Annotated in this window: 20 protein-coding genes and 1 pseudogene; 4 read left to right on the top strand and 17 right to left on the bottom strand. The window is 70.4% G+C overall.

Translation table 11 applies throughout. From position 1 onward, the window contains the following. Positions 1-110 precede the first annotated feature (110 nt). On the top strand, positions 111-1340 hold the full coding sequence (locus ACZ9QC_RS34910) for a DUF349 domain-containing protein (protein WP_184896362.1): 1230 nt from the start codon (positions 111-113) through the stop codon (positions 1338-1340). Between the two features lie 69 nt (positions 1341-1409). On the opposite strand, the gene ACZ9QC_RS34905 is transcribed toward ACZ9QC_RS34910, so the two are convergent. The 15 genes and pseudogenes from ACZ9QC_RS34905 to pgsA all read right to left on the bottom strand — a co-directional run bounded on the left by ACZ9QC_RS34905 (position 1410) and on the right by pgsA (position 17093). Then, positions 1410-3971, bottom strand: a complete 2562-nt coding sequence (locus ACZ9QC_RS34905; protein WP_472916733.1) for a RelA/SpoT family protein — start codon at positions 3969-3971, stop codon at positions 1410-1412. A gap of 306 nt (positions 3972-4277) precedes the next feature. Next, positions 4278-4808 (bottom strand): adenine phosphoribosyltransferase, encoded by a 531-nt coding sequence (locus tag ACZ9QC_RS34900; protein WP_472921898.1) that lies wholly within the window; start codon positions 4806-4808, stop codon positions 4278-4280. 251 nt (positions 4809-5059) lie between these two features. Continuing rightward, positions 5060-5908, bottom strand: a pseudogene (gene secF, locus ACZ9QC_RS34895) (protein translocase subunit SecF); the annotation flags it as partial. Between the two features lies 1 nt (position 5909). Beyond that, positions 5910-7688: a protein translocase subunit SecD gene (gene secD, locus ACZ9QC_RS34890; protein WP_472916732.1), complete on the bottom strand. Its 1779-nt coding sequence runs from the start codon at positions 7686-7688 to the stop codon at positions 5910-5912. Between the two features lie 133 nt (positions 7689-7821). Beyond that, the gene (gene yajC, locus ACZ9QC_RS34885; RefSeq protein ID WP_472916731.1) at positions 7822-8331 is read right to left on the bottom strand and encodes a preprotein translocase subunit YajC; all 510 of its coding nucleotides are present in this window, start codon (positions 8329-8331) and stop codon (positions 7822-7824) included. A gap of 175 nt (positions 8332-8506) precedes the next feature. Further along, a complete protein-coding gene (gene ruvB / locus ACZ9QC_RS34880; protein ID WP_472916730.1) occupies positions 8507-9577 on the bottom strand; it encodes a Holliday junction branch migration DNA helicase RuvB in 1071 nt (356 codons plus the stop codon). A gap of 87 nt (positions 9578-9664) precedes the next feature. Then, positions 9665-10270 (bottom strand): Holliday junction branch migration protein RuvA, encoded by a 606-nt coding sequence (gene ruvA / locus ACZ9QC_RS34875; protein ID WP_472916729.1) that lies wholly within the window; start codon positions 10268-10270, stop codon positions 9665-9667. After that, positions 10267-10797, bottom strand: a complete 531-nt coding sequence (ruvC, locus tag ACZ9QC_RS34870) for a crossover junction endodeoxyribonuclease RuvC (protein WP_472916728.1) — start codon at positions 10795-10797, stop codon at positions 10267-10269. The genes ruvA and ruvC overlap by 4 nt, the downstream gene beginning before the upstream one ends. A 117-nt stretch (positions 10798-10914) precedes the next feature. Continuing rightward, positions 10915-11667 (bottom strand): YebC/PmpR family DNA-binding transcriptional regulator, encoded by a 753-nt coding sequence (locus ACZ9QC_RS34865; protein WP_184896346.1) that lies wholly within the window; start codon positions 11665-11667, stop codon positions 10915-10917. A 48-nt stretch (positions 11668-11715) separates the two neighbouring features. Then, positions 11716-12324, bottom strand: a complete 609-nt coding sequence (pdxT, locus tag ACZ9QC_RS34860) for a pyridoxal 5'-phosphate synthase glutaminase subunit PdxT (protein ID WP_472916727.1) — start codon at positions 12322-12324, stop codon at positions 11716-11718. 6 nt (positions 12325-12330) lie between these two features. Beyond that, positions 12331-13179, bottom strand: coding sequence for a pyridoxal 5'-phosphate synthase lyase subunit PdxS (gene pdxS / locus ACZ9QC_RS34855; RefSeq protein WP_230220229.1), 849 nt, complete (start codon positions 13177-13179; stop codon positions 12331-12333). Positions 13180-13544: 365 nt separating this feature from the next. Beyond that, entirely contained in the window at positions 13545-14084 is a 540-nt protein-coding gene (locus ACZ9QC_RS34850) for a LemA family protein (RefSeq protein WP_472916726.1), read from the bottom strand. Positions 14085-14185: 101 nt separating this feature from the next. Then, positions 14186-15346: a glycosyltransferase family 4 protein gene (locus tag ACZ9QC_RS34845; protein WP_472916725.1), complete on the bottom strand. Its 1161-nt coding sequence runs from the start codon at positions 15344-15346 to the stop codon at positions 14186-14188. Further along, complete coding sequence (locus ACZ9QC_RS34840; protein ID WP_472916724.1) at positions 15343-16344, bottom strand: phosphatidylinositol mannoside acyltransferase; 1002 nt, start codon at positions 16342-16344, stop codon at positions 15343-15345. The genes ACZ9QC_RS34845 and ACZ9QC_RS34840 overlap by 4 nt, the downstream gene beginning before the upstream one ends. Then, positions 16341-17093 carry a phosphatidylinositol phosphate synthase gene (pgsA, locus tag ACZ9QC_RS34835; protein ID WP_472916723.1) on the bottom strand — a complete coding sequence of 251 codons (753 nt, stop codon included), beginning with the start codon at positions 17091-17093 and terminating at the stop codon, positions 16341-16343. The genes ACZ9QC_RS34840 and pgsA overlap by 4 nt, the downstream gene beginning before the upstream one ends. A 229-nt stretch (positions 17094-17322) precedes the next feature. Between pgsA and ACZ9QC_RS34830 the strand changes: the two genes are divergently transcribed. Together ACZ9QC_RS34830 and ACZ9QC_RS34825 are read left to right on the top strand one after the other, a co-directional pair. Next, positions 17323-19521: an elongation factor G-like protein EF-G2 gene (locus ACZ9QC_RS34830; protein ID WP_472916722.1), complete on the top strand. Its 2199-nt coding sequence runs from the start codon at positions 17323-17325 to the stop codon at positions 19519-19521. 282 nt (positions 19522-19803) lie between these two features. Next, on the top strand, positions 19804-21474 hold the full coding sequence (locus ACZ9QC_RS34825; protein WP_472916721.1) for a hypothetical protein: 1671 nt from the start codon (positions 19804-19806) through the stop codon (positions 21472-21474). A gap of 156 nt (positions 21475-21630) precedes the next feature. Here the strand turns inward: ACZ9QC_RS34825 and ACZ9QC_RS34820 are convergent, their stop codons facing one another. Beyond that, positions 21631-22191 (bottom strand): HIT family protein, encoded by a 561-nt coding sequence (locus ACZ9QC_RS34820; RefSeq protein WP_472916720.1) that lies wholly within the window; start codon positions 22189-22191, stop codon positions 21631-21633. 67 nt (positions 22192-22258) lie between these two features. Here ACZ9QC_RS34820 and ACZ9QC_RS34815 point away from each other — a divergent pair, with 67 nt between their 5' ends. Further along, entirely contained in the window at positions 22259-22915 is a 657-nt protein-coding gene (locus ACZ9QC_RS34815) for a potassium channel family protein (RefSeq protein ID WP_472916719.1), read from the top strand. A 70-nt stretch (positions 22916-22985) separates the two neighbouring features. Here ACZ9QC_RS34815 and thrS read toward each other — a convergent pair whose 3' ends face one another. Continuing rightward, positions 22986-24962, bottom strand: a complete 1977-nt coding sequence (gene thrS, locus ACZ9QC_RS34810) for a threonine--tRNA ligase (RefSeq protein ID WP_215450950.1) — start codon at positions 24960-24962, stop codon at positions 22986-22988. Positions 24963-25011: the final 49 nt, after the last annotated feature.

Genomic DNA, 25011 nt, shown 5'->3' with positions numbered 1-25011 from the left:
CGCGGGATGCGGACAGGCAACCCGCCGGTCGCCTATGTTGGCCGTGACGAAACTGTGGACGATGCCGGGGGCGCTGAGGCCCCTCGCAGGCATCATGTGGAGGAGGCGCTGTGAGCAGCGACCCGTGGGGCCGCGTCGACGAGACGGGGACCGTGTACGTGCGTACGGCCGACGGCGAGCAGGTCGTCGGTTCCTGGCAGGCGGGCTCCCCCGAGGAGGCGCTGGCCTATTTCGAGCGCAAGTACGAAGGCCTGGTTGTCGAGATCGGCCTCCTCGAGAAGCGCGTCAAGACCACCGACCTGTCGGCGAAGGACGCCCAGGCCGCGATCGACCACATTCGCGAGCAGGTCGACGCACACCACGCGGTCGGTGACCTGGACGCGCTCAAGGTGCGGCTGGACAAGCTCGTCGAGACCGTCGAGGCCCGCCGCGAGGAGCGCAAGCAGCAGCGGGCCAAGCAGTCCGACGAGGCCCGGCACGCCAAGGAGGCGCTGGTCACCGAGGCGGAGGAGCTGGCCCAGTCCGATCAGTGGCGGGCCGCCGGTGAGCGGCTGCGGGCGCTGGTGGACACCTGGAAGGGCCTGCCGCGTCTGGACCGCAAGTCCGACGACGAGCTGTGGCACCGCTTCTCGCACGCCCGCTCGGCGTTCTCCAAGCGTCGCAAGGCCCACTTCGCGCAGCTCGACGCGCAGCGCGAGGACGCCCGCAAGACCAAGGAGAAGCTGGTCGCGGAGGCCGAGGCGCTGTCGAACTCGACGGACTGGGGTCCGACGGCCGCGCGCTACCGCGAGCTGATGGCCGACTGGAAGGCCGCCGGCCGCGCCCAGCGCGAGCACGAGGACGACCTGTGGAACCGCTTCCGCGGCGCCCAGGACGTCTTCTTCGCCGCCCGCAGCTCGGTGTTCGCCGAGCGTGACGCGGAGCAGTCGGAGAACCTCAAGCTCAAGGAGGAGCTGGCCGGAGAGGCGGAGAAGATCCTGCCGGTGACGGATCTCAAGACCGCACGTGCCGCCTTCCGCTCGATCAACGAGCGGTGGGAGGCCATCGGCCACGTGCCGCGTGACGCCCGTCCGAAGGTCGAGGGGCGGATGCACGCGGTCGAGCGGGCGATCCAGGAGGCCGAGGAGGCGGAGTGGCGCCGCACCAACCCGGAGGCCCGCGCCCGTGCGGCCGGTCTCACGGGCCAGCTGCAGGCCGCCGTCGACAAGCTGAAGACGCAGATCGAGGCCGCCCGTGCCCAGGGCAACAACGCCAAGGCCGACAAGCTCCAGCGTGAGCTCGACGGCCGCCAGGCGCTGCTGGACCAGGCGCTGAAGGGTCTGCAGGAGTTCGGCGGCTGACGTCCGAAGACGCATGTGAGAGGGGCTCCCGTACGGTTCGTACGGGAGCCCCTCTCACATGTGTCGTGCCTACGGCCGTCGCGCCGACGTCACCCGGTACACGTCATAGACGCCCTCCACACCGCGTACGGCCTTCAGGACGTGGCCCAGGTGCTTCGGGTCGCCCATCTCGAAGGTGAAGCGAGAGGTGGCGACGCGGTCGCGGGAGGTCTGGACGGCTGCCGACAGGATGTTGACGTGCTGGTCGGACAGGACGCGCGTGACGTCCGAGAGCAGACGGCTGCGGTCCAGCGCCTCGACCTGTATGGCGACGAGGAAGACCGAGGACTGGGTCGGGGCCCACTCGACGTCGAGGATGCGCTCGGGTTCACGGGAGAGCGACTCGACGTTGACGCAGTCACTGCGGTGAACCGATACGCCACTGCCCCGGGTGACGAAGCCGATGATGGGGTCGCCTGGGACGGGCGTACAGCAGCGGGCGAGCTTGACCCACACGTCCTCGACGCCCTTGACCACGACACCGGGGTCGTTGCTGCCGCGCCGCTTGCGGCTGCGGCCGTGGGTGGGCGGTACGGCCTCGTCGATCTCCTCGGTGGCGGCCTCCTCGCCGCCGAGGGCCTGGACGAGCTTCTGGACCACGCTCTGCGCGGAGACATGGCCTTCGCCTATGGCCGCGTAGAGCGCTGAGATGTCCGGGTAGCGCATCTCGTGGGCCAGGGTGACGAGCGAGTCGCCGGTGAGGATGCGCTGGATCGGCAGGTTCTGCTTGCGCATCGCGCGGACTATGGCGTCCTTGCCCTGCTCGATGGCCTCGTCGCGCCGCTCCTTGGAGAACCAGGCGCGGATCTTGTTGCGGGCGCGCGGCGACTTCACGAAGCCGAGCCAGTCGCGGGAGGGGCCCGCGCCGGCCGCCTTGGAGGTGAAGACCTCCACCAGGTCGCCGTTGTCGAGAGTGGATTCGAGCGGGACCAGGCGGCCGTTGACCCGGGCGCCTATGGTGCGGTGGCCGACCTCGGTGTGGACCGCGTACGCGAAGTCGACGGGGGTCGCGCTGGCCGGCAACGCGATGACGTCGCCCTTCGGGGTGAAGACGAAGACCTCGTTGCGGGAGAGGTCGAAGCGCAGGGACTCCAGGAACTCTCCGGGGTCCTCGGTCTCCTTCTGCCAGTCCAGCAGCTGCCGCAGCCAGGCCATGTCGTTGAGGTGGTCGTCCTTGCCGGTGGTCCTCGGCTGGTCCGAGCGCACCTTGGAGGCACCGGCGACGGCCTCCTGCTTGTACTTCCAGTGCGCGGCGATGCCGTACTCGGCGCGGCGGTGCATGTCGAACGTACGGATCTGGAGTTCGACGGGCTTGCCGTTGGGTCCGATGACCGTCGTGTGCAGCGACTGGTACATGTTGAACTTGGGCATCGCGATGTAGTCCTTGAACCGCCCCGGAACCGGGTTCCAGCGGGCGTGGACGGTGCCCAGGGCCGCGTAGCAGTCGCGGACGGTGTCCACCAGGACGCGGATGCCGACCAGGTCGTAGATCTCCGCGAAGTCCCGGCCGCGGACGATCATCTTCTGGTAGACGCTGTAGTAGTGCTTCGGACGGCCGGTGACGGTCGCCTTGATGCGGGCCGCGCGCAGGTCCTGCTGCACCTCGTCGGTCACTATGGCCAGGTACTCGTCGCGCTTCGGGGCGCGCTCGGCGACGAGGCGGACGATCTCGTCGTACATCTTGGGGTAGAGGATCGCGAAGGCGAGGTCCTCCAGTTCCCACTTGATGGTGTTCATGCCCAGGCGGTGGGCGAGCGGCGCGTAGATCTCCAGGGTCTCGCGCGCCTTCTTCTCCTGCTTCTCGCGCTTGAGGTAGCGCATGGTGCGCATGTTGTGCAGGCGGTCGGCGAGCTTGATGACCAGGACACGGGGGTCCTTGGCCATGGCGACGACCATCTTGCGCACGGTCTCGGCCTGCGCGGCCTCGCCGAACTTGACCTTGTCCAGCTTGGTGACGCCGTCGACGAGGAGGGCGACGGAGTCGCCGAAGTCGCGGCGGAGCTGGTCGAGGCCGTACTCGGTGTCCTCGACCGTGTCGTGGAGCAGACCGGCCATCAAGGTGGCCGGATCCATACCCAGCTCGGCGAGGATGGTGGTGACGGCCAGCGGGTGCGTGATGTAGGGGTCGCCGCTCTTGCGCTTCTGGCCCCGGTGCCAGCGCTCGGCGACCTGGTAGGCCTTCTCGATCTGGCGGAGCGTCGACGTCTCGATCTTCGGGTCGTTGCTGCGCACGATCCGCAGCAACGGCTCCAGGACCGGGTTGTACGGGTTGGAGCGCTGCACGCCGAGCCGGGCGAGACGGGCGCGTACGCGGTTGGAGGAACCGGAACGGGCGGGCTGGCCCGTTCCGGCGGGGCGGGCCGGGGGCGCCGGAGCGGGCGCGGGCGCGGTGCGCTCGGGCGGGGCCGGCTTGGGGCGCGCCGGGCCGTCGGTCTTGTCGGCGGGCGCGGACTGGGAGTGCTCGACGGAGCCCTGCGCGGACGGGGCGGTGTTCTCGGGGTTCGCCTTCGTCGCGTGCTGCGCGGGCTTGGCCGCGGGGCCCGAGGCGGACTCGGGCTTGGCGGCGGTCAGGTGCTGGGCCTCGTCTGCCAAGAGGGCTCCTCGTGCGCGATCCGGGTCCCCCGGTCAGGCTCCGGAGCACCCATGGTAGCGATCCCCCGCCCCAGGATCGCCTTCAGGCCACATTGAGGGCGGCCTACCCGTGCAACACGGGGAGCGCGCGGCGGATTCCGAGGGCCGACATCGGGGTGTGCGGTTTGGGGTCCGGTGCTGGTGGAGTGTGGTTGCTCGCGGAGTTCCCCGCCCCCCTTCGGGGCGCGCGTCCTGCGGGGCACGCAACGCGGCGGGCGCCCCGGGAAAGGGATCCCGGGGCGCCCGCCGCATGGCTGTCCGTTGGGTTCAGACCGTGATCAGGGCCTCCAGCGGGGCCCCGGCCAGAACCGTCTCCAGGCGCTGTCGGCCCGGGAGGAACGACAGCTCCATCAGGACCGCGACGCCGGCGACCTGGGCGCCCGCGCGGCGGATCAGCTGGAGGGAGGCCTCGGCGGTGCCGCCGGTGGCGAGGACGTCGTCGATGACCATGACGCGGTCGCCCGCGGTCAGGTCCTCGGCGTGCACCTCGATCTCGGCGGAGCCGTACTCCAGGTCGTAGGCCTGGCCGAGCGTGGCCCCGGGGAGCTTGCCCGCCTTGCGCACGGGGATGAAGCCGACGCCGGCGCGGACGGCGGCCGGGGCGCCCAGGATGAAGCCCCGGGCCTCCAGGCCGACGATCTTCGTGGCGCCGTGCCGGACGGTCAGCTCGGCCAGTGCGTCCGTCAGCGCGGTGAACGCCGCCGGGTCCGCCAGCAGCGGGGTGATGTCCTTGAACATCACTCCCGGCTCCGGGTAGTCCGCGACGTCACGGATACGGCTGAGCAGCAGCTCCTTGATGTCGGTCATCGCCGCTTCCCGCCCCGGCCCCGGGTACGGCCACCGGACTGGGCACGCGGGCCGACCACCGCGGGGGTGGCGTCGGCGGGCTCGTCGTCGTAGGGACCGTCCTTAGCCCTCTCCGCGTCGTGCTCGGCCTGGGCCCGCTTGGCGAGGACGCGCTTCTTGAGGGCCTTCAGCTGCGGCTCGCGCTCCTTGAGGTCGGCGACGAGCGGCGTGGCGATGAAGATCGACGAGTACGCACCGGCCGCGAGGCCGACGAACAGCGACAGCGAGATGTCGTTGAGCATGCCCGCGCCGAGGACCCCGCCACCGATGAAGAGAAGGCCGGCGACCGGGAGCAGCGCCACCACCGTGGTGTTGATCGACCGCACCAGGGTGCTGTTGATCGAGCGGTTGGCGATCTCGGCGTACGTCCAGCGGTTCTGCTTGGTGACGTCCTTCGTCTGCTCCTTGAGGCTGTCGAAGACGACGACCGTGTCGTAGAGCGAATAACCGAGGATGGTCAGCAGACCGATCACCGTGCCCGGCGTCACCTCGAAGCCGACGAGGGCGTAGACACCGACCGTGATCGTGATGTCGTGGACCAGGGCGACGAACGCGGCGATGGCCATGCGCCACTCGAAGGCGATCGCCAGATAGATCACCACGAGGACCATGAAGATCCCGAGACCCTGCCATGCCTTGTTGGCGATCTGGTCACCCCAGCTGGGACCGACCAGATCGGCGTTGATCTTCTCCGCGTCGATCTTGAGGTCGCCGGCGAGCGTTTCCTTGATCTCGTCGGACTTGCTGGTGTCCACACCGGAGATCTGGATGCGCAGGGTGTCGTTGCCCAGCTTCTGGACGATCGCCTGGTGGCCGGAGGCCTGCGTGGCGTACTCCTCCGCCTGGGCGACCGAGACGCTCGTCTTCGGCGTCGTGAAGACCGCGCCGCCCTGGAACTCGATACCCATGTTCAGGCCGCGGACCGCGAGACCGACGATGGCCGTGATGGTGATCAGGATGGAGAGGCCGTACCAGAGCTTGCGGTTGCCGACGAAGTCATAACCGACCTCGCCACGGTGGAGTCGGGCTCCGAGGTCACCGAGCTTCGACATCTCAGGCCTCCTTCGGGTCGGCGGGGACGGCGGGACGGCGGGTGCGGCGCAGCGGCGGCTGGGCGCCCAGACGCTTCGGGTCGAGGCCGGACCAGCGGTGGCCGTTGGCGAAGAACTTGGTGCGGGCCAGCAGGGTCAACAGCGGCTTGGTGAACAGGAAGACGACCACGACGTCGAGCACGGTCGTCAGGCCGAGTGTGAACGCGAAGCCCTGCACCTTGCCGACGGTGACGATGAAGAGCACCGCGGCGGCGAGGAAGGACACGAAGTCGGAGACCAGGATGGTGCGCCGGGCACGGGGCCAGGCCCGCTCGACGGCGGGGCGCAGCGTGCGGCCCTCGCGGATCTCGTCCCGGACGCGTTCGAAGTACACGATGAACGAGTCCGCGGTGATACCGATCGCGACGATCGCGCCGCAGACCGCCGGCAGGTTCAGGGCGAAGCCGATGGCCGGGCCGAGCAGCGACATGATCAGGTAGGTCAGAGCCGCGGAGAGCAGCAGCGAGGCGACCGCGATCAACGACAGGCCGCGGTAGTAGACGACCAGGTAGATCACGACCAGGGCCAGACCGATCGCACCCGCGATCAGACCGGCCTGCAGCTGCTCACCGCCGAGCGCGGGGCTGACGGTGGTGACGCTGGACTCCTTGAAGGTCAGCGGGAGCGCGCCGTACGACAGCATGTTGGCGAGGTTCTGGGCCTCCTCCTGCGTGAAGCTGCCGGAGATCTCGGCCTTGCCGCCGGTGACCGCCGCCTGCACGTAGGGGTGGGAGACGACCTCGTCGTCGAGGACGATCGCGAACTCGTTCTGCGGGGAGGTCTGCGTCGCGAGCTGGCCGGTGATGTCGGCGAACTTGTCGGCGCCCTTGGAGTCGAAGTCCATGACGACCTGCCAGCCGGTGCCGCTCTGCGTGTCGAGCAGCGCCTGGGCCTTCTCGACCTCGGTGCCGTCGACCCCGACCGGGCCGAGGACGAACTTGCTCCAGCTGCCGTTGTCCTGGCCGCAGGCCACGACGGTGTCGGTGGTCTTGCCCTTGCCGGCCTCGGCACGCTGCTTCGGGTCGTTGCAGTCGAGGGCGGCGAACTTGGCCTGGATCGCCTGGGTCGCCTTGTCGGCGCCCGGGCTCGCGGGCGGGGAGGCGCTGTCGGAGGCCTTGGCGGATGCGGAACCGCTGCCGGACGGCGTGGGGTCGGCCTTCAGCGCGTCGGTGAGCGCACGGCCCTGCGACGTGGCGGAGGACGACGGGCTCGCGGAGTCACCGGCCCCGGGCTCGGTGGCCTCGTCCTTGCCGTCGGAGCTCGACGGGCTCGGCGAGCCGCTGCCGCTGGGGCTGGTGCTCGGCGAGGCGGTGGGGTTCTCCGTCGCGCCGGTACCGACCTGGCTCTGGAGGACGGGACGGAAGTACAGCTTCGCGGTGGTGCCGACCTGTTCCCGGGCTTCCTCGGAATCCGTGCCCTTGGGGATGTTGACAATGATGTTCTCATTGCCCTGGGTCTGGACCTCCGCCTCGGACACGCCCAGACCGTTGACACGGCGGTTCATGATCTCGACCGCGGTGTCCATGTTGGTCTTGTTGATGGCGTTGGGCTGGCCGGGCTCGTTGACCGCCGTCAGTGTGATGCTCGTACCACCAGCGAGGTCGATGCCGAGACGCGGAGTGGTGTGTCCGGAGGCGAACATTCCCCCGGTGAGCGCCACAAGGGCGATCAGGATGAGGGCCAGCGCGCGCCCAGGCTTGCTCTGGGTGCTCGCGCTCCGGCCCTTCTTCGGTGCTGCCACCTTCTCGTACTCCCTCTCGGGCCGTCTTGCGCGGGGTCAGCGCGGGGACGGCCATGACTTGTGTCGGGAAGCCGGGCGAAAACGGCACGTGCCCGGGGCGCGGGCGGTTCTCGCTCGCACTCCCGGGACGTGACTACTTCGCGTCGGACTCGCCGTCGGTCTTCTTCGGCTCTGCTTCCTCGGCCTTGGCCTCGTCGGCCTTCGCCTCGGCGGTCTCGTCGGCCGCGTCGTCGGGCGCGTCCTTCTTGCCGAGGTCGATGGGCTTGTCGTCGGAAGCGGCGGAAGCGTCGTCGGAGGGCTCGTCGGTCTCGGTGAGGGAGGAGGCGTCGTCCGGGACGACGTCGGACTTCAGGTCGTGCTCGATGCCGTGGACGATGCGGTTGTACTCCTCGTCGCTGAGGACGGCACCGATGGAGTTCTTGGCGAACAGCAGCTCGACGCCCGGCCCGGCGTCGAGGAGGACGGTGTCCTCGCTGACCTCCTTGACGGTCGCGTACATGCCCCCGATCGTGCGGACGCCGGAACCGGGCTGCATCTGGTTCCGCATGTCGACGGCCTGCTGCTGCTTCTTCTTGGCCGATCGGGTCATCAGGATCATGGCCCCGATGAGCACGATGAACGGGAGGAGGGTCACGAGACTCACGGGTCGGAACTTCCTTCACACGACCGCGATGGCGAGCGGCCTGATGGTTGGGGGTATGTGTGCTGCCGACAGAGGGCGGCATCGGCGGAGTCTAAGCGAGTCCACCGTGATGGAACAACGCACAGCATGTCACCGGGGTTCCATGCCGGGCGAGTACCGCGCCGTCACGAGACGGTCACGCCCCGAACAGGTCCTGTTGTCCGTTTCCGCCGGTCGTGCCGCGTGGCGGGGTGAGTCCGAGGTGGGCCCAGGCCGCGGGGGTCGCGACCCGGCCGCGGGGGGTGCGGGCGAGCAGCCCCTCGCGGACGAGGAAGGGTTCGGCAACCTCCTCGACGGTCTCGCGCTCCTCCCCCACGGCGACGGCGAGGGTGGACAGGCCGACCGGTCCGCCGCCGAAGAGCTTGAGCAGGGCTTCGAGGACACCCCGGTCGAGGCGGTCCAGGCCGCGGGCGTCGACCTCGTACACGGCGAGGGCGGCGGAGGCGATCTCACGGGTGATGACGCCGTCGGCCTTGACCTGCGCGTAGTCCCGTACGCGGCGCAGCAGGCGGTTGGCGATACGGGGGGTGCCGCGGGAGCGGCCCGCGATCTCGGCGGCGCCGTCCGTGTCGATCTCGACGTCGAGCAGGTTCGCCGAGCGGTGGATGACGCGCTCCAGTTCGACGGGCTCGTAGAACTCCATGTGCGCGGTGAAGCCGAAGCGGTCGCGCAGCGGCGGCGGCAGCAGTCCCGCACGTGTGGTGGCGCCGACCAGGGTGAAGGGCGGCAGTTCGAGGGGGATCGCGGTGGCGCCGGGGCCCTTGCCGACGATCACGTCGACGCGGAAGTCCTCCATCGCCATGTACAGCATCTCCTCGGCGGGCCGGGACATGCGGTGGATCTCGTCGAGGAAGAGGACCTCGCCCTCCTGGAGGGAGGAGAGGATCGCCGCGAGGTCGCCGGCGTGCTGGATGGCGGGGCCGGAGGTGATGCGGATGGGGGCGCCCATCTCGGCCGCGATGATCATCGAGAGCGTGGTCTTGCCGAGGCCCGGGGCGCCGGAGAGCAGGACGTGGTCGGCGGTGGCCCCGCGCGCGCGTGCGGCCCGCAGGACCAGGTCGAGCTGTTCGCGGACCTTCTCCTGGCCGATGAACTCGTCCAGGTCCTTGGGGCGCAGGGCGGCCTCGACGGCCTGGTCCTCACGGTCGGCGACGGAGCCCACCAGGCGGTCGGCGGCGGTGTCGTCGGTCGTGTCGTCCCAGTTCATTGCGTGTGCCTCGCGGGTCGCGGTCGGATGGAGCGGAAGGGGGGCGGCGGCCCGTGCGAGTGGTGCACGAGCGCTTCAACAGGGCGGTCAGCGGGCTCTGTTGAGGGTCTGGAGTGCGGCCTTCAGCAACTGGCCCACCTGGGGCGCGCCTTCGGTGGCCTCGGCCTGGGGGGTCACGGCCGACACGGCCTCGTCGGCCTCGCGGGTGGCGTACCCGAGGCCGATCAGGGCGGCGTGCAACTGGTCGCGCCAGCCCTGGGTGACCGGAGCCCCGATCGCGGGGGCGCCGACGGGCTCGCCCAGACGGTCCTTCAGCTCCAACAGGAGCTTCTGGGCACCCTTCTTGCCGATGCCGGGGACGGCGACGAGCGCCTTCTCGTCGCCGGTGGCGACCGCTCGGCGCAGCGCGTCGGGGGTGTGCACGGCGAGCATCGCCTGCGCCAGGCGCGGTCCGACCCCGCTCGCGGTCTGCAGCAGTTCGAAGACCTGGCGCTCGTCGTCGTCCACGAAGCCGTACAGCGTCAGCGAGTCCTCGCGGACGACCAGGGAGGTGGCGAGCTTGGTCGGCTGCCCCATGCGCAGCCCGGACAACGTGTTGGGCGTGCACTGGACCGCGATGCCGATCCCACCGACCTCGACCACCGCGGAGTCCGGAGCCAGGGCGGCGACCGGGCCGCTGACGAAGGCGATCATGACGTACGGCCTTTCGATGCGTGCAGGGCCACGGCCTGCTGGAGGCGGTTCTGGGCGGGGGCCCGCCAGATGTGGCAGATGGCGAGGGCGAGGGCGTCGGCGGCGTCCGCCGGTTTCGGTGGGGCGTCGAGCCTGAGGAGACGGGTGACCATGGCGCCGACCTGGGCCTTGTCCGCCCGGCCGCTGCCGGTGACGGCGGCCTTGACCTCGCTGGGGGTGTGCAGGGCGACGGGGATGCCGCGGCGGGCGGCGCACAGCATGGCGACGGCGCTGGCCTGGGCGGTGCCCATGACCGTGCGGACGTTGTGCTGGCTGAACACCCGCTCCACGGCGACGAATTCGGGGCGGTGTTCGTCGAGCCACTGCTCGATGCCCTGCTCCACGGCGACGAGGCGGTGGCCGAGGTCGGCGTCCGCCGGGGTGCGGACGACACCGACGCCGAGCATGGTCAGTGGCCGGCCCGCGACTCCCTCGACAACGCCCACGCCGCACCGCGTCAGTCCGGGGTCCACCCCGAGTACACGCACCGCGCCCCCTCCCACTCGATCGCCTGTTTGTGCAGGCTATCTGCTGCCACCGACAACGGCGGCGGGCCGGTGGGTGTGTCCCACCGGCCCGCCCGATCCGCTCGGTTCGCGGCAGCGCTACGCGTCGACCTTGGCCATCACGTCGTCGCTGACGTCGAAGTTGGCGAAGACGTTCTGGACGTCGTCGCTGTCCTCCAGCGCGTCGATCAGCTTGAAGATCTTCCGGGCGCCCTCCTCGTCCAGTTCGACCTGCATGGTCGGGACGAAGTTGGCCTCGGCCGAGTCGTAGTCGATGCCGGCCTCCTGGAGGGAGGAGCGGACCGCGACCAGGTCGGTGGCCTCGCTGAGCACCTCGAAGGACTCACCCAGGTCGTTGACCTCCTCGGCGCCCGCGTCGAGCACGACCTCCAGCACGTCGTCCTCGGACAGCTCGCCCTTGGGGACGATCACGACGCCCTTGCGGTTGAAGAGGTAGGAGACGGAACCCGGGTCGGCCATCGAGCCGCCGTTGCGGGTCATGGCGACCCGGACGTCGGAGGCGGCGCGGTTGCGGTTGTCGGTGAGGCACTCGATGAGCACCGCGACACCGTTCGGACCGTAGCCCTCGTACATGATCGTCTCGTAGTCGGCGCCGCCGGCCTCGAGGCCGCCGCCGCGCTTGATCGCGGAGTCGATGTTCTTGTTGGGGACCGACTGCTTCTTGGCCTTCTGCACGGCGTCGTAGAGCGTCGGGTTGCCCTCGAGGTCCACGCCACCCATCCGGGCCGCGACTTCGATGTTCTTGATCAGCTTCGCGAAGAGCTTGCCGCGCTTGGCGTCGATCACGGCCTTCTTGTGCTTCGTCGTAGCCCATTTAGAGTGGCCGGACATCTGCCTGTCTCCTTCGCGTTACCCAACTCCGTACGAACCCCAGAGATCCTACAAGGACTCCGCCACCCGGTTCGCGCGCACCATGTCGACAAAGAGGGCGTGCAGCCGGTGGTCGCCGGTCAGTTCCGGATGGAAGGACGTGGCGAGGGCGTTGCCCTGTCGTACGGCGACGATGTGACCGTCGTGCTGGGCCAGCACCTCCGTCTCCGCGCCCACGGACTCGACCCACGGGGCGCGGATGAAGACACCCTCCACGGGATCGCCCTCGACGCCCTTGACGTCGACCGCCGCCTCGAACGACTCGTTCTGGCGTCCGAAGGCGTTGCGGCGCACGATCATGTCGATGCCGCCGATGGTCTCCTGGCCCGAGCGCGGGTCGAGGATCTTGTCGGCGAGCATGATCAGGCCGGCGCAGGTGCCGTACACGGGCATGCCCGCGCGGACGCGCGCGCGGAGCGGTTCCATGACGCCGAAGAGGACGGCCAGCTTGGAGATCGTGGTGGACTCGCCGCCGGGGACGACGAGGCCGTCCACCTCGGCGAGTTCCTCGGGGCGCCTGATCGGCCTGGCCACGGCGTCGGCCGCGGCCAGGGCGACGAGGTGCTCCCGTACGTCGCCCTGGAGCGCCAGGACGCCGATGACCGGGGTGTCGCTCATGGGTGCTTACCAGCCCCGGTTCGCGTAGCGCTCGGCCTCGGGGAGGGTGTCGCAGTTGATGCCGACCATGGCCTCGCCCAGGTTGCGGGAGGCGTCCGCGATGATCTTCGGGTCGTCGTAGAAGGTGGTGGCCTTCACGATGGCGGCGGCGCGCTTGGCCGGGTCGCCGGACTTGAAGATGCCGGAGCCGACGAAGACGCCCTCGGCGCCGAGCTGGCGCATCAGCGCGGCGTCGGCCGGGGTGGCCACACCACCGGCGGAGAAGAGGACCACCGGCAGCTTGCCCAGCTCGGAGACCTCCTTGACCAGCTCGTACGGGGCGCGCAGCTCCTTGGCGGCGGCGTACAGCTCGTTGTTGTCGAAGCCGCGCAGCTTGGCGATCTCGTTCTTGATCTGGCGCAGGTGGCGGACGGCCTCGACGACGTTGCCGGTGCCGGCCTCGCCCTTGGAGCGGATCATGGCGGCGCCCTCGGCGATGCGGCGCAGGGCCTCGCCGAGGTTGGTGGCACCGCAGACGAAGGGGGTGGTGAAGGCCCACTTGTCGGAGTGGTTGACCTCGTCGGCCGGGGTGAGGACCTCGGACTCGTCGATGTAGTCGACGCCGAGCGACTGCAGGACCTGGGCCTCGACGAAGTGGCCGATGCGGGACTTGGCCATGACCGGGATGGAGACGGCCTCGATGATGCCCTCGATCATGTCGGGGTCGGACATCCGGGCGACGCCGCCGTCCTTGCGGATGTCGGCGGGGACCCGCTCCAGGGCCATGACCGCGACCGCGCCCGCGTCCTCGGCGATCTTGGCCTGCTCCGGGGTGACGACGTCCATGATCACACCGCCCTTGAGCTGCTCGGCCATGCCGCGCTTCACGCGGGCGGTGCCGGTCTCGGGGGTCTGGGCGGCGGAGTTGGAGAGCGTGCTGGACACGGGTTTGACCTCGCTCGGGGAAGGGGGTTTCTGCAATCACCGAGGAAACGCGAGGGGAGCGGGCCACGGCAAGGGCCAATGGGGAGGCGGTGGATCGTTTTCGTGAGGTGCGTGGTGGTAAGTGGTCGGGTGCGGGCCGGTGCGGGCTGGTCGCGCAGGTCCCCGCGCCCCTTGAGGGCCCACGGCCCTTTCGGGCCGAAAGGCAAGGGGCGCAGCCCTGCTTTTCAGGAGCGCGGGGAGCTGCGCGAGAAGTCCCACCGGCCCGTGGTCGCCCACGACCCCGCACCCCCGAGCCGCTAGGCGCCCGAAGCCAACGCCCCCGGCGGCTCGTCGTCCATCTCGAACGCCATCGGGAACGGCGCGTGCCCGGCGAGCCGGAACCAGCGGACCGTGCGATGCCGGCGCAACGCCCGCGCCGCCCGCACCGCGTCGTTGTGGAAGCGCCGCGCCATCGGCACCCGGCGCACCGCTTGGGCCAGCTCGTTCGCCGCGTCCTCACCACCCGGTGCCTCGCGCACCACCTCCACCTGCTGCGCGTCGGCGAACACGGCCCGCAGCGCCTGGCTCAGCTCGCTCTCGGCGACCTCGCGCTGCTCCTCCTCGGCCTGCCGGGCCGCGTGTGCCGCCTCGTAGAGGACGATCGAGGCGGCCGGGTCCAGCACTCCGGAGGTGGCCAGTTCCTGGGCGACCGACGCGCGGCGCAGCAGCTGCGCGTCGAGCGCGGCCCGGGCGGCGTCGATGCGCGCGTGCAGCCGGTCGAGGCGTCCCGCGGTCCAGCTCAGATAGAGGCCGATCGCGAACAGGACGACAGCGATCCAGATGAGTGTCGAAGTCACGGGCGGCAAGGCTACTACCGGTGCCCACCACGACCACGCCCCAGCTCAGCCCCGCACGGGACGGGCGGGAACCGTGCGAACGGCCCCCGCACCGAGCGGAGTCATTCCCGGCCCAGCCCCAACCGCGCCCGCAGTCCGACCCGTTCGTCCGCCGCCACCGACGCCGCGCCCTCCGTGACGGTCTCGTAGACACCGAGGATGTCGGCGCCGACGGTGGACCAGTCGAACCGGCGGACGTGGGCGCTGCCCCGTTCACGGAGTTCGGCACGGCGGTCCGGGTCGCCGAGCAGGCGTACGGCGGCTGTAGCGAGGGCGTCGGCGTCCTCGTTGGCGAAGAGTTCGCCCGCGCCGCCCTGGTCGAGCACCTGGGCGAAGGCGTCGAGGTCGGAGGCGAGGACGGGAGCGCCGGCGGACATGGCCTCGACGAGGATGATGCCGAAGCTCTCGCCGCCGGTGTTGGGGGCCACGTAGACGTCGACGCTGCGCAGGAAGCGGGCCTTGTCCTCGTCGCTGACCATGCCGAGGAACTCGACGCGGGAGCGGAGCTCGGCGGGCAGGCTCTCCACCGCCTGCTCCTCGTCCCCCCGTCCCGCGACCAGCAGTCTGGCCCCGGGGTGCTCGGCGAAGATCTTCGGCAGGGCCTTCATCAGCACCGGCAGCCCCTTGCGGGGCTCGTCGATGCGGCCGACGAAGCCGAGCGTGTCGCCCTGCCAGTCGGGGTTGGGCTTGGCGCGGGCGAAGAAGTCGACGTCGACGCCGTTCGGGATGACGACCGCGTCGCCGCCCAGGTGCTCGACCAGGGTGCGGCGGGCGTACTCGCTCACCGCGATCCGCGCGCTGATCTTCTCCAGCGCGGGCTGGAGGATCGGGTAGGCCGCGATCATGGCCCGGGAGCGCGGGTTGGAGGTGTGGAAGGTGGCCACGATCGGGCCCTGCGCGGCCCAGCAGGCCAGCAGACCGAGCGACGGGGAGGCCGGCTCGTGGATGTGGATCACGTCGAAGGTGCCGTCGTGCAGCCAGCGCCGTACCCGGGCGGCCGAGAGGAACCCGAAGTTCAGGCGGGCGACCGAGCCGTTGTAGGGCACGGGGACCGCGCGGCCCGCCGAGACGACGTACGGCGGCAGCGGTGTGTCGTCGTCCGCCGGGGCGAGCACCGACACCTCGTGGCCGAGGCGGATGAGGTGGTCGGCCAGATCACGGATGTGGAACTGGACTCCCCCGGGCACGTCCCAGGAGTACGGGCAGACGATCCCGATCTTCACGGGCGCCCCTTCTCGGAATCCGTCGCGGCGTCGGCGGCCGAGCTCGGAGCGGGATCCGCGGCCGGTCTCGGTGCGGGCGGCGTGGGCCCGCCAGGACTCTTCGCGGGGTCGAGGTCCGCGAGCCACAAGCGCTGGAGCATGTGCCAGTCCTCCGGGTGGTCGGCGATGCCGGTGGCGAAGGCGTCTGCCAGCGCCTGTGTCATGACAGACGTCTTCTCGGCGCGGGTACCTGTCCCGGGTACCTCGATCGGGGGGTGTACGCGTCCCCGCATGACGGGCGAGTCGTCGTACCAGAGCGTCACCGGCAGCAGCAGCGCGCCGGTCTGCTGGGCGAGCAGGGCCGGTCCGGCGGGCATCCGGGTGGGCTCGCCGAAGAAGTCGACCTCGACGCCGGACGCGGACAGGTCGCGGTCGGCGACCAGACAGACCAGGCCGCCGTCGCGCAGCCGCCGGGCGAGGGTGCCGAAGGCGGAGCCGCCGCTGTGCGGCAGCACCTCCATGCCGAGGCCCTCGCGGTAGGCGACGAAGCGGTCGTAGAGCGTCTCGGGCTTGAGGCGCTCGGCGACGGTGGTGAACGGGGTCTTCAGCTCGGTGGTGACCCAGGCCCCGGCGAGGTCCCAGTTGGCCAGGTGCGGGAGGGCGAGCACGACTCCGCGCCCGGCCGCGAGGCCGTCGGTGAGGTGGTGGAGGTCCTGGGGCACGAAGCCGGTCCTGATGCGCTGCTCGCTCCAGGCGGGGAGGCGGAAGGACTCCATCCAGTAGCGCAGGTACGAACGCATGCCCGCGCGGGACAGCTCGGCGAGGCGATCCGGGCCCGCGTCCGGGACCACGCGCGCGTAGTTGGCCTCCAGTCGGCGTACGAGGGGGCCGCGTCGCTTCCAGGTGGCGTCGGCGATCGTCCGGCCGAGGCGGACGGCGGCGGGCTCGGGGAGCTTCTTGACGGTGCTCCAGCCCAGGCCGTACAGCCCGTCGGTCAGCCGTTCCCGCAGAGCGCTCACGGGGTCGCCTCGCTGTTGCGGGAGGTGTCCGGGGTGTCCTGGGCGGTCGAGGCGGCGGCCTCCGCCTCGGCGGCCGCCTCGACCTCGGCGGATTCGCGGCGGACGGTGACCACGCGCTGGATCAGCGTGACGAGGCTGCCGACGGCGACGATCCACAGGGCGATGGGCAGCAGGACGTCGATCCCGGGCACCCCGAACGCGTGCAGCCCGGAGAGGCCGGCCGCGACCAGCGAGATCACCAGGCGCTCGGCGCGCTCCACCAGCCCGTTGACCGCCACCGGCAGGCCGATCGACTCGCCGCGCGCCTTGGTGTACGACACCACCTGGCCGCTCGCCAGGCAGAAGATCGAGACGGCGCACAGGGCGAGGTCGTCGCCCTTGCCCGCATACCAGAGGGCGAAACCGCCGAAGATCGCGCCGTCGGCGACCCGGTCGAGCGTGGAGTCGAGGAAGGCTCCCCAGCGGCTGGAGCGGCCCATCTGACGGGCCATGTTGCCGTCGACGAGGTCCGAGAACACGAACAGCGTGATGACGATCGTGCCCCAGAAGAACTCGCCCCGGGGGTAGAAGACCAACGCGCCCGCGATCACTCCGGCGGTGCCGATGAGGGTGACCGTGTCGGGGCTGACACCCCTGCGGATCAGAAACGCGGCGAACGGTGTGAGGACACGCGTGAAGAATGCACGCGCGTACTTGTTCAGCATGGCCTTCCCGAGGGTCGGTGTCGCCGCGTGGCCCCTGTTGGCCATCCGGCTGGCCCATCGTAGCCACGCGTGCGCGTGTGCGACCGTCGGGCACCAGCCCGCCGTGTCCCCCGGGCACGACCGGGGCCGCGAGGAGCGATCACGTCGTTCGTATGGACGCACCGTGACGCGAGTGCAAAGCTCGAAGACACCGCGGGCGTCATCGGAGCCGCACCGCACGCGGATCCGCATGTCCGCGCCCACAGTGACCTCACCGTGCACGGGAGGCAGGATCATGGGCGACAAGGCGAACGCACATCCCGGAGCCGCCGGCAGGGCTACGGCGGCCGACCACCCCGCGTCCGTACGGAATGTGGTGCTGGTCGGCCACTCCGGTTCGGGCAAGACGACTCTGGTGGAGGCTCTCGCGCTGACCGCGGGAGCGGTGAACCGGGCGGGCCGCGTGGAGGACGGCGGCACCGTCTCCGACTACGACGAGATCGAACACCGGCAGCAACGCTCGGTGCAGCTCTCCCTCGTCCCCGTCGAATGGGGCGGGTACAAGATCAATCTGTTGGACACCCCCGGATACGCCGACTTCGTCGGGGAACTCAGGGCCGGTCTGCGAGCGGCGGACGCGGCCCTTTTCGTCGTCTCGGCCTCGGACGGCGTCGACGGCTCGACGCGCATGGTGTGGGAGGAGTGCGCGGCGGTGGGCATGCCGCGGGCGATCGTGATCACGCACCTGGAGGCCGCGCGGGCGGACTTCGAGGAGATGACCAGGATCTGCGCGGAGACGTTCGGCGGGGACGACCCCGACGCCGTCCTGCCGCTCTACGTGCCGCTGCACGGCCCCCAGGGTCCCGACGGGCACGCGCCCGTGACCGGGCTGACCGGGCTGCTGACGCGGAAGCTCTTCGACTACTCCTCCGGCGAGCGCAAGGAGTCCGAGCCGGGCCCGGAGCAGCTGCCGGCGATCGAGGAGGCCCGCAACCGGCTCATCGAGGGGATCATCGCCGAGAGCGAGGACGAGACCCTCATGGACCGCTACCTCGGCGGCGAGGCCATCGACGTCAAGACGCTCATCGACGACCTGGAGCGGGCCGTCGCGCGCGGGGTCTTCCACCCGGTGCTGGCCGCCGCCCCCGCGGCCGAGGGCGCCAAGCAGGGCCTCGGCACGGTCGAACTCCTCGAACTGGTCACCGGCGGCTTCCCGACCCCCCTGGAGCGCGAGACGCCCACGGTCACCACCCCCGAGGGCCGCCCCCGCGAGATCCCGTCGGCCTGCGACCCGGACGGGCCGCTGGTCGCCGAGGTCGTGAAGACCGCCAGCGACCCCTACGTGGGCCGGATCTCCCTGGTCCGGGTCTTCTCCGGGACGCTGCGCCCCGACGCGACGGTGCACGTCTCCGGGCACGGGCTGGCCGACCGCGGACACGAGGATCACGACGTCGACGAGCGGATCGGCGCCCTGTCCGCCCCGTTCGGCAAGCAGCAGCGGACACTCACCCACTGCATCGCGGGCGACCTGGCGTGCGTGGCGAAACTCAACCGCGCGGAGACCGGGGACACGCTGTCCGCCAAGGACGACCCGCTGCTCATGGAGCCGTGGGAGATGCCGGACCCGTTGCTGCCGCTCGCCATCCAGGCGCACAGCAAGGCCGACGAGGACAAGCTCTCCCAGGGCCTCGCCCGGCTGGTCGCCGAGGACCCGACGATGCGGCTCGAACAGAACCAGGACACGCACCAGGTGGTCCTGTGGTGCCTGGGCGAGGCGCACGCCGACGTGGCCCTGGAACGGCTGCGCAGCCGCTACGGCGTCCAGGTCGACGTGATACCCCACCGGGTCTCCCTGCGGGAGACGTTCGCCGACAGGTCGGCGGGCCGGGGCCGGCACGTGAAGCAGTCCGGCGGACACGGGCAGTACGCGATCTGCGAGATCGAGGTGGAGCCGCTGCCCGGCGGCTCCGGCATCGAGTTCGTCGACAAGGTCGTCGGCGGCGCGGTGCCCCGGCAGTTCATCCCGTCCGTCGAGAAGGGCGTGCGGGCGCAGGCGGCGAAGGGCGTCGCGGCGGGCTATCCGCTCATCGACGTACGGATCACGCTGCGCGACGGCAAGGCGCACTCGGTGGACTCCTCGGACGCCGCGTTCCAGACGGCGGGCGCGCTGGCGCTGCGCGAGGCGGCCGCCGACGCGAAGATCCACCTGCTGGAGCCGGTGGCCGAGGTGTCGGTGCTGGTCGGCGACTCCTACGTCGGTCCGGTGATGAGCGATCTGTCCGGGCGGCGCGGCCGGGTCGTCGGCACCGAGCAGGCGGGCGGCGGGCGCACCCTCGTCCGGGCCGAGGTGCCGGAGATCGAGATCGACCGGTACGCCGTCGACCTGCGGTCGCTCTCCCACGGCACCGCGCGCTTCGGCCGCCGGTACACCCGGCACGAGCCGATGCCGTCCCATGTCGCCGACAAGCTCCGGGAACGGACGAAAGAGAACTGAGGGAGAACTGAGGGGGAACTGACCGAGGAGTTGGGATCAGAGGGACAGAAAGGCACAGAAGGCGCGGAAGACACCCGTGACCTCACGGTGGGCGGCCCCGGCCGTCCACCGGTGGGTTCCGTGAATGTCCGTTCCCGGCGCCGCACGTTGCCCGCGGCTGCGGATACGCTGATCACCTGATCGACAAGTATGGCTCGATCAGGTCCAGATCAGGCTATGACCTGATCAACAGGTGTGCGGAGCACGGAAGTCGGGAAGAGCCGCAGGAGCGAGTGTGCGGCGATGGGGGCGGCGGTGGCGGACGAATTCGATTTCTCTCCCGGGGCACAGGTGCCGCTGACGGGCACCGCGGGCCAGACCGCGGCGACGTACGCCCTGGCGTCCGCGGCCTATCGGGACAACGAGATCGCGGAGATCCTCAAGGCCAACAACGACTGGCACAAGTCCACGGTCAAACCGGGCCGCAAGTGGGCCACCATCTTCCGGCCGAACCTCGGGGAGGCCTTCTCCCTCGCGGTGCGGGACCGGATGGTCGGCGCGGGCCGCAAACCGCTCATCCAGTCCTTCGGCATGGAGCCGCAGGTCGTGGTCGAGCACTGCCTCGCGGCGAACAACATCCGCCGGGAGCGCGACAACTGGCTCTCGGCGATCATGGTCCTGTGCGGCCTGCTCTTCCTGCCCGGGCTCCTGCTGTGGCTGCTGGTCTTCCAGATCCGTACGACGGTCGCCAAGCGTGACGACAAGCGGGCGGGCGCTCTCGGCACCACCCTGCTGGTCGCGGTGGGCGCCCTCGCCGTGATCTTCCTGCTCAGGACGCCCTTCGACGGCTTCTGGGCCTGGTACGCGCGTGCGTGCGTGGTGCTGCCGGTGGTCGGCTGGTTCTGGGCCAAGCAGGTCTGCGAGCGCGCCGCGAAGGACCTGCGGGACCGCTGGTCCGGCCTGCTGGCGGGCGGTGGCATCGGCGCCAAGATCCCCGAGGCCGTGCCCGGCAGCCCCGGCGAGACCAAGGCCGAGCAGCTACGCAAGGAACTGGCCCGGCTCAGCGCCGAGCAGCGCTCCAACCTGGTCTTCTACGCCGGCCCCAAGGGCATCCTCGGCATGGGCACCCGGTGGGGCAGCTGGCAGCTCGCCGAGGACCTCGTGCCGGCCGACGCGGGCAAGGAGATCCACCCGTTCCGCAGCTGGGACGTCATACGCGCCATCCACGACCAGCTGCGCATGCTGGAGCGCACGCCCCTCAACACCGGTGGTTTCACGGCCCCTTCGATCAAGCACTGGATCGTGAGCCCCATCGGCGAGGGCGCCGGAGCCGTGGCCCGGCCCGACAGCACCGACGTGGACGCCTACCAGTACAAGACGCACGCCATACAGGAGATCTGCAACAAGCAGCACTTCGGCAGCGGCAACCGCCACTACCTGGGGGTCCAATGGACCCTCTGGGACGGCCAGTTGATCATCACCATGCTGGTCACGGTCACCGTGCTGCACCAGACGCTGCGCATCGAGGTCACCGGGCACGCGCTGGGGCCGGTGCACGGCCTGTTCACGACCGGCCCCGCGGCCAAGGAGAAGGAAGTCCAGAAGTCGCTGCGCTTCTGGGAGACGCGCAAGATCAAGCTCCCGCTCGTCGACGCCGACGAGGTCGTACGGCTCGCCGCGCGCGCCCCTCTGACCTGGTACCCGCCGCTGCTCAACTGGCTCGGCGGTTCCATGGGACTGCCCGAGCCGTTCGGCCTGCGGCACGCGTGGGCCGACCAGCCGTGGCGGCACCGCTTCATGGCCGACGACGCGCTGCGGGCGGCCACGCCGGTGCTGCGCGTGGTGCACAACGCGGCGATCAAGGTGCTCAAGGAGAACGGCGTGGACACCGAGAAGTTCGGGTCGCGGGCCGGGTTCCTCAGCGGGGCGGTGCAGGATCCCACGCCGCGGAAGGCGGACCTCTACGACGCGTGAGCGCTGCGCTGGCCTTGGCCGACGGGGGGTGCGTGGGGGGGGTGGGGGCCGATGTCGGGTGCGGGTCCGGTGGGGCTTCTCGCGCAGTTCCCCGCGCCCCTGAAAAGCAGGGGCTGCGCCCCGTGCTTCTCATCCGCAGCCCCACCACGACGGCAGTCACACCGTGGGCCACGCCTCCGCGAGCATCTTCCTCGTGTCGGCCAGCAGCTGCGGCAGGATCCTCGTGTGGCCGACGACCGGCATGAAGTTGGTGTCCCCGCCCCAGCGCGGCACGATGTGCTGGTGGAGGTGGGCCGCGATGCCCGCCCCCGCGACCGAGCCCTGATTCATGCCGATGTTGAAGCCGTGGGCGCCGGAGGCGGTGCGCAGCGCGGTCATGGACTGCTTGGTCAGCTCGCCCAGCTCGGCGGTCTCCGGTCCGGTGAGATCCGTGTAGTCGGCGACGTGCCGGTAGGGCACGACCATGAGGTGGCCGCCGTTGTACGGGTAGAGGTTGAGCACCGCGTACACGTGCTCCCCGCGCCTGATGATCAGGCCGTCCTCGTCCGATTTGGTCGGGATCGAGCAGAACGGACAGCCGTCGTCGGCGCCAGGACCGGTCGGCTTGTTCTCGCCCTGGATGTACGCCATCCGATGAGGCGTCCACAGGCGCTGGAACGCGTCCTGCGTTCCCACTCCGATCTGCTGCTCCGGCTCACTCGTCATGCAGTGCAGCATATGGCTTCGCCCGTTCGCGGCGTGTCGCCGGGTACCGGCGCGGGGCGGCCCGGGCCAAGCTGAGGCGATGGACCACGACAGCCGGATCTCCCGCTGGGAACACCGCACGGGACGTGTTCTCGCCGGGGCGTCGGCCCTCTTCCTCGCCTCGTACGCGGTACGGGTGCTGGCCCACGACCTCCCGCGGGCATGGCTCGACCTCTGCCTCACGGTGACCCTGCTGTGCTGGGTGGTCTTCATCGTCGACTACGGGGTGCGCTGGCGGCTGAGCGGGCTGGGCCCGAGGTTCGTACGGGTCCACTGGCTGGACACCGTCGTCCTCGTGCTGCCGCTGTTGCGGCCGGTGCGCGTCGTGCAGATCCACGACGCCGTGCAGCGCCACCACGACCGGCCCCGGCTCTCCCTGCAAGCGCGCGTCGCCGTCTACGCGGGCCTGTCGGTGACCCTGCTCGGCTTCACCGGCGCCCTCGCCGTCTACCAGCAGGAACGCACGGCGCCGGGCGCGTCGATCGTGACCTTCGGGGACTCGGTGTGGTGGACCTGCGCCACACTCGCCACGGTGGGGTACGGCGACGTCACCCCCGTGACCCCGATGGGCCGGACGATCGCCGTCTTCCTCATGGCCTGCGGTCTCGCCCTGCTCGGCACGGTCACGGGGTCGTTCGGGTCGTGGCTGATCCAGGTGTTCGCACGGGAGGACGAGCAGAGGCCCCCGGAGAGCTGAGCTCCGGGGGCCTGCGACGCGGGCGCTCACGCGCTCACGTACGGACACGGCCGTCCTGCCGGGTCCCGCCTCAGATCTGGACGCGGTCCTCCACGACCTGCGCGATCTTCGCGATGGCCTCCTCGACGGGGATGCCGTTCTCCTGCGAGCCGTCGCGGTAGCGGAAGGAGACGGCGCCGGCCGCCATGTCCTCGTCGCCCGCGATGACCATGAAGGGCACCTTCGCCTTCTGGGCGTTGCGGATCTTCTTCTGCATACGGTCGGAGGAGGAGTCGACGTCGACGCGCAGCCCCTTCTTCTTCGCCTCGGCGGCGAACTTCCGCAGGTACTCCACGTGCGCGTCGCCGATCGGGATGCCGACCGCCTGGACGGGCGCCAGCCACGCCGGGAAGGCACCCGCGTAGTGCTCCAGGAGCACGGCGAAGAACCGCTCGATCGAGCCGAACAGCGCGCGGTGGATCATGACCGGGCGCTGCTTGGAGCCGTCCGGGCCGGTGTACTCCAGGTCGAAGCGCTCGGGCAGGTTGAAGTCGAGCTGCACCGTGGACATCTGCCAGGTACGGCCGATCGCGTCCTTGGCCTGGACGGAGATCTTCGGGCCGTAGAACGCGGCGCCGCCCGGGTCCGGGACCAGCGGGAGGCCCTGCTTCTCGGCGACCTGGCGGAGCGTCTCGGTCGCCTCCTCCCACGCCTCGTCCGAGCCGACGAACTTCTCCGGGTCCTTGGTGGACAGCTCCAGGTAGAAGTCGGTGAGGCCGTAGTCGCGCAGCAGGTTGAGGACGAAGGTGAGCGTCTTGTCGAGCTCGTCCGCCATCTGCTCGCGGGTGCAGTAGATGTGCGCGTCGTCCTGGGTGAAGCCGCGGGCCCGGGTCAGACCGTGCACGACGCCCGACTTCTCGTACCGGTACACGGTCCCGAACTCGAAGAGGCGCAGCGGCAGTTCACGGTACGAGCGGCCGCGCGCGTCGAAGATCAGGTTGTGCATCGGGCAGTTCATGGGCTTGAGGTAGTAGTCCACGCCCTCGTCGAGCTGCATGGGCGGGTACATGCCGTCGGCGTACCAGTCCAGGTGACCGGAGACCTCGAAGAGCTTCCCCTTCGTGGCGTGCGGGGTGTAGACGAACTCGTAGCCCTCCTCCTCGTGCCGGCGGCGCGAGTAGTCCTCCATGACCCGGCGGATGATGCCGCCCTTGGGGTGGAAGACGGCGAGGCCGGAGCCGATCTCGTCCGGGATGGAGAACAGGTCGAGTTCGTTGCCCAGCTTGCGGTGATCGCGCTTCTCGGCCTCGGCGAGGAAGTCGAGGTGGGCCTTCAGCTCCTCCTTGGAGGGCCAGGCGGTGCCGTAGATGCGCTGGAGCATCGGGTTCTTCTCGCTGCCGCGCCAGTACGCGGCGGCGTTGCGCATCAGCTTGAACGCCGGGATGTTGCGGGTGGTGGGCAGGTGGGGACCGCGGCAGAGGTCCTTCCAGCACAGGTCACCGGTCTTGGCGTCCAGGTTGTCGTAGATCGTCAGCTCGCCGGCGCCGACCTCGACGTCCGCGCCGTCGTCCGAGGAGGCGGAGCCCTTGAGGCCGATCAGCTCCAGCTTGTACGGCTCGTTCGCCAGTTCCTCGCGTGCGGCCTCGTCGGTAACGACCCGGCGGGAGAAGCGCTGACCACGCTTCTGGATCTCCTGCATCTTCTTCTCGATGGCCTTGAGATCCTCGGGCGTGAACGGCTTCTCCACGTCGAAGTCGTAGTAGAACCCGTCCCGGACCGGCGGGCCGATGCCCAGCTTCGCCTCGGGGAAGAGTTCCTGCACGGCCTGGGCCATGACGTGCGCGGTGGAGTGGCGCAGGATGTTGAGGCCGTCCTCGGAGGAGATCTCCACGCTCTCGACGGTCTCGCCGTCCCGCACCTCGTACGCGAGGTCCTTCAGCTCCCCGGCCACACGGGCCGCAACGACGGTCCGCTCGCCGGCGAAGAGGTCGGCGGCCGTAGTGCCCGTCGTCACCACGCGCTCTTCCCGCTCGGAATCGCGTTGGATGATCACACGGACGTCGGACACCGGTCTCTCCTGACTGAAGGGGACCACCTACGGATTTTCGTAGGTGGTC

It is taken from the genome of Streptomyces sp. HUAS MS02 (assembly GCF_055702265.1).
This window is presented reverse-complemented; position numbering and strand designations above follow the sequence as displayed.

Bases quoted from the DNA above. Each gene is read 5' to 3' on its own strand.
- pdxT (WP_472916727.1), bottom strand. From the start codon at position 12,324: ATGAGCGACACCCCGGTCATCGGCGTCCTGGCGCTCCAGGGCGACGTA.
- ruvB (WP_472916730.1), bottom strand. From the start codon at position 9,577: ATGAACTGGGACGACACGACCGACGACACCGCCGCCGACCGCCTGGTG.
- ACZ9QC_RS34865 (WP_184896346.1), bottom strand. From the start codon at position 11,667: ATGTCCGGCCACTCTAAATGGGCTACGACGAAGCACAAGAAGGCCGTG.
- pdxS (WP_230220229.1), bottom strand. From the start codon at position 13,179: ATGGCCGAGCAGCTCAAGGGCGGTGTGATCATGGACGTCGTCACCCCG.
- ACZ9QC_RS34820 (WP_472916720.1), bottom strand. From the start codon at position 22,191: ATGCTGCACTGCATGACGAGTGAGCCGGAGCAGCAGATCGGAGTGGGA.
- ACZ9QC_RS34825 (WP_472916721.1), top strand. From the start codon at position 19,804: ATGGGGGCGGCGGTGGCGGACGAATTCGATTTCTCTCCCGGGGCACAG.
- ruvA (WP_472916729.1), bottom strand. From the start codon at position 10,270: ATGATCGCCTTCGTCAGCGGCCCGGTCGCCGCCCTGGCTCCGGACTCC.
- ACZ9QC_RS34830 (WP_472916722.1), top strand. From the start codon at position 17,323: ATGGGCGACAAGGCGAACGCACATCCCGGAGCCGCCGGCAGGGCTACG.
- pgsA (WP_472916723.1), bottom strand. From the start codon at position 17,093: ATGGCCAACAGGGGCCACGCGGCGACACCGACCCTCGGGAAGGCCATG.
- ACZ9QC_RS34815 (WP_472916719.1), top strand. From the start codon at position 22,259: ATGGACCACGACAGCCGGATCTCCCGCTGGGAACACCGCACGGGACGT.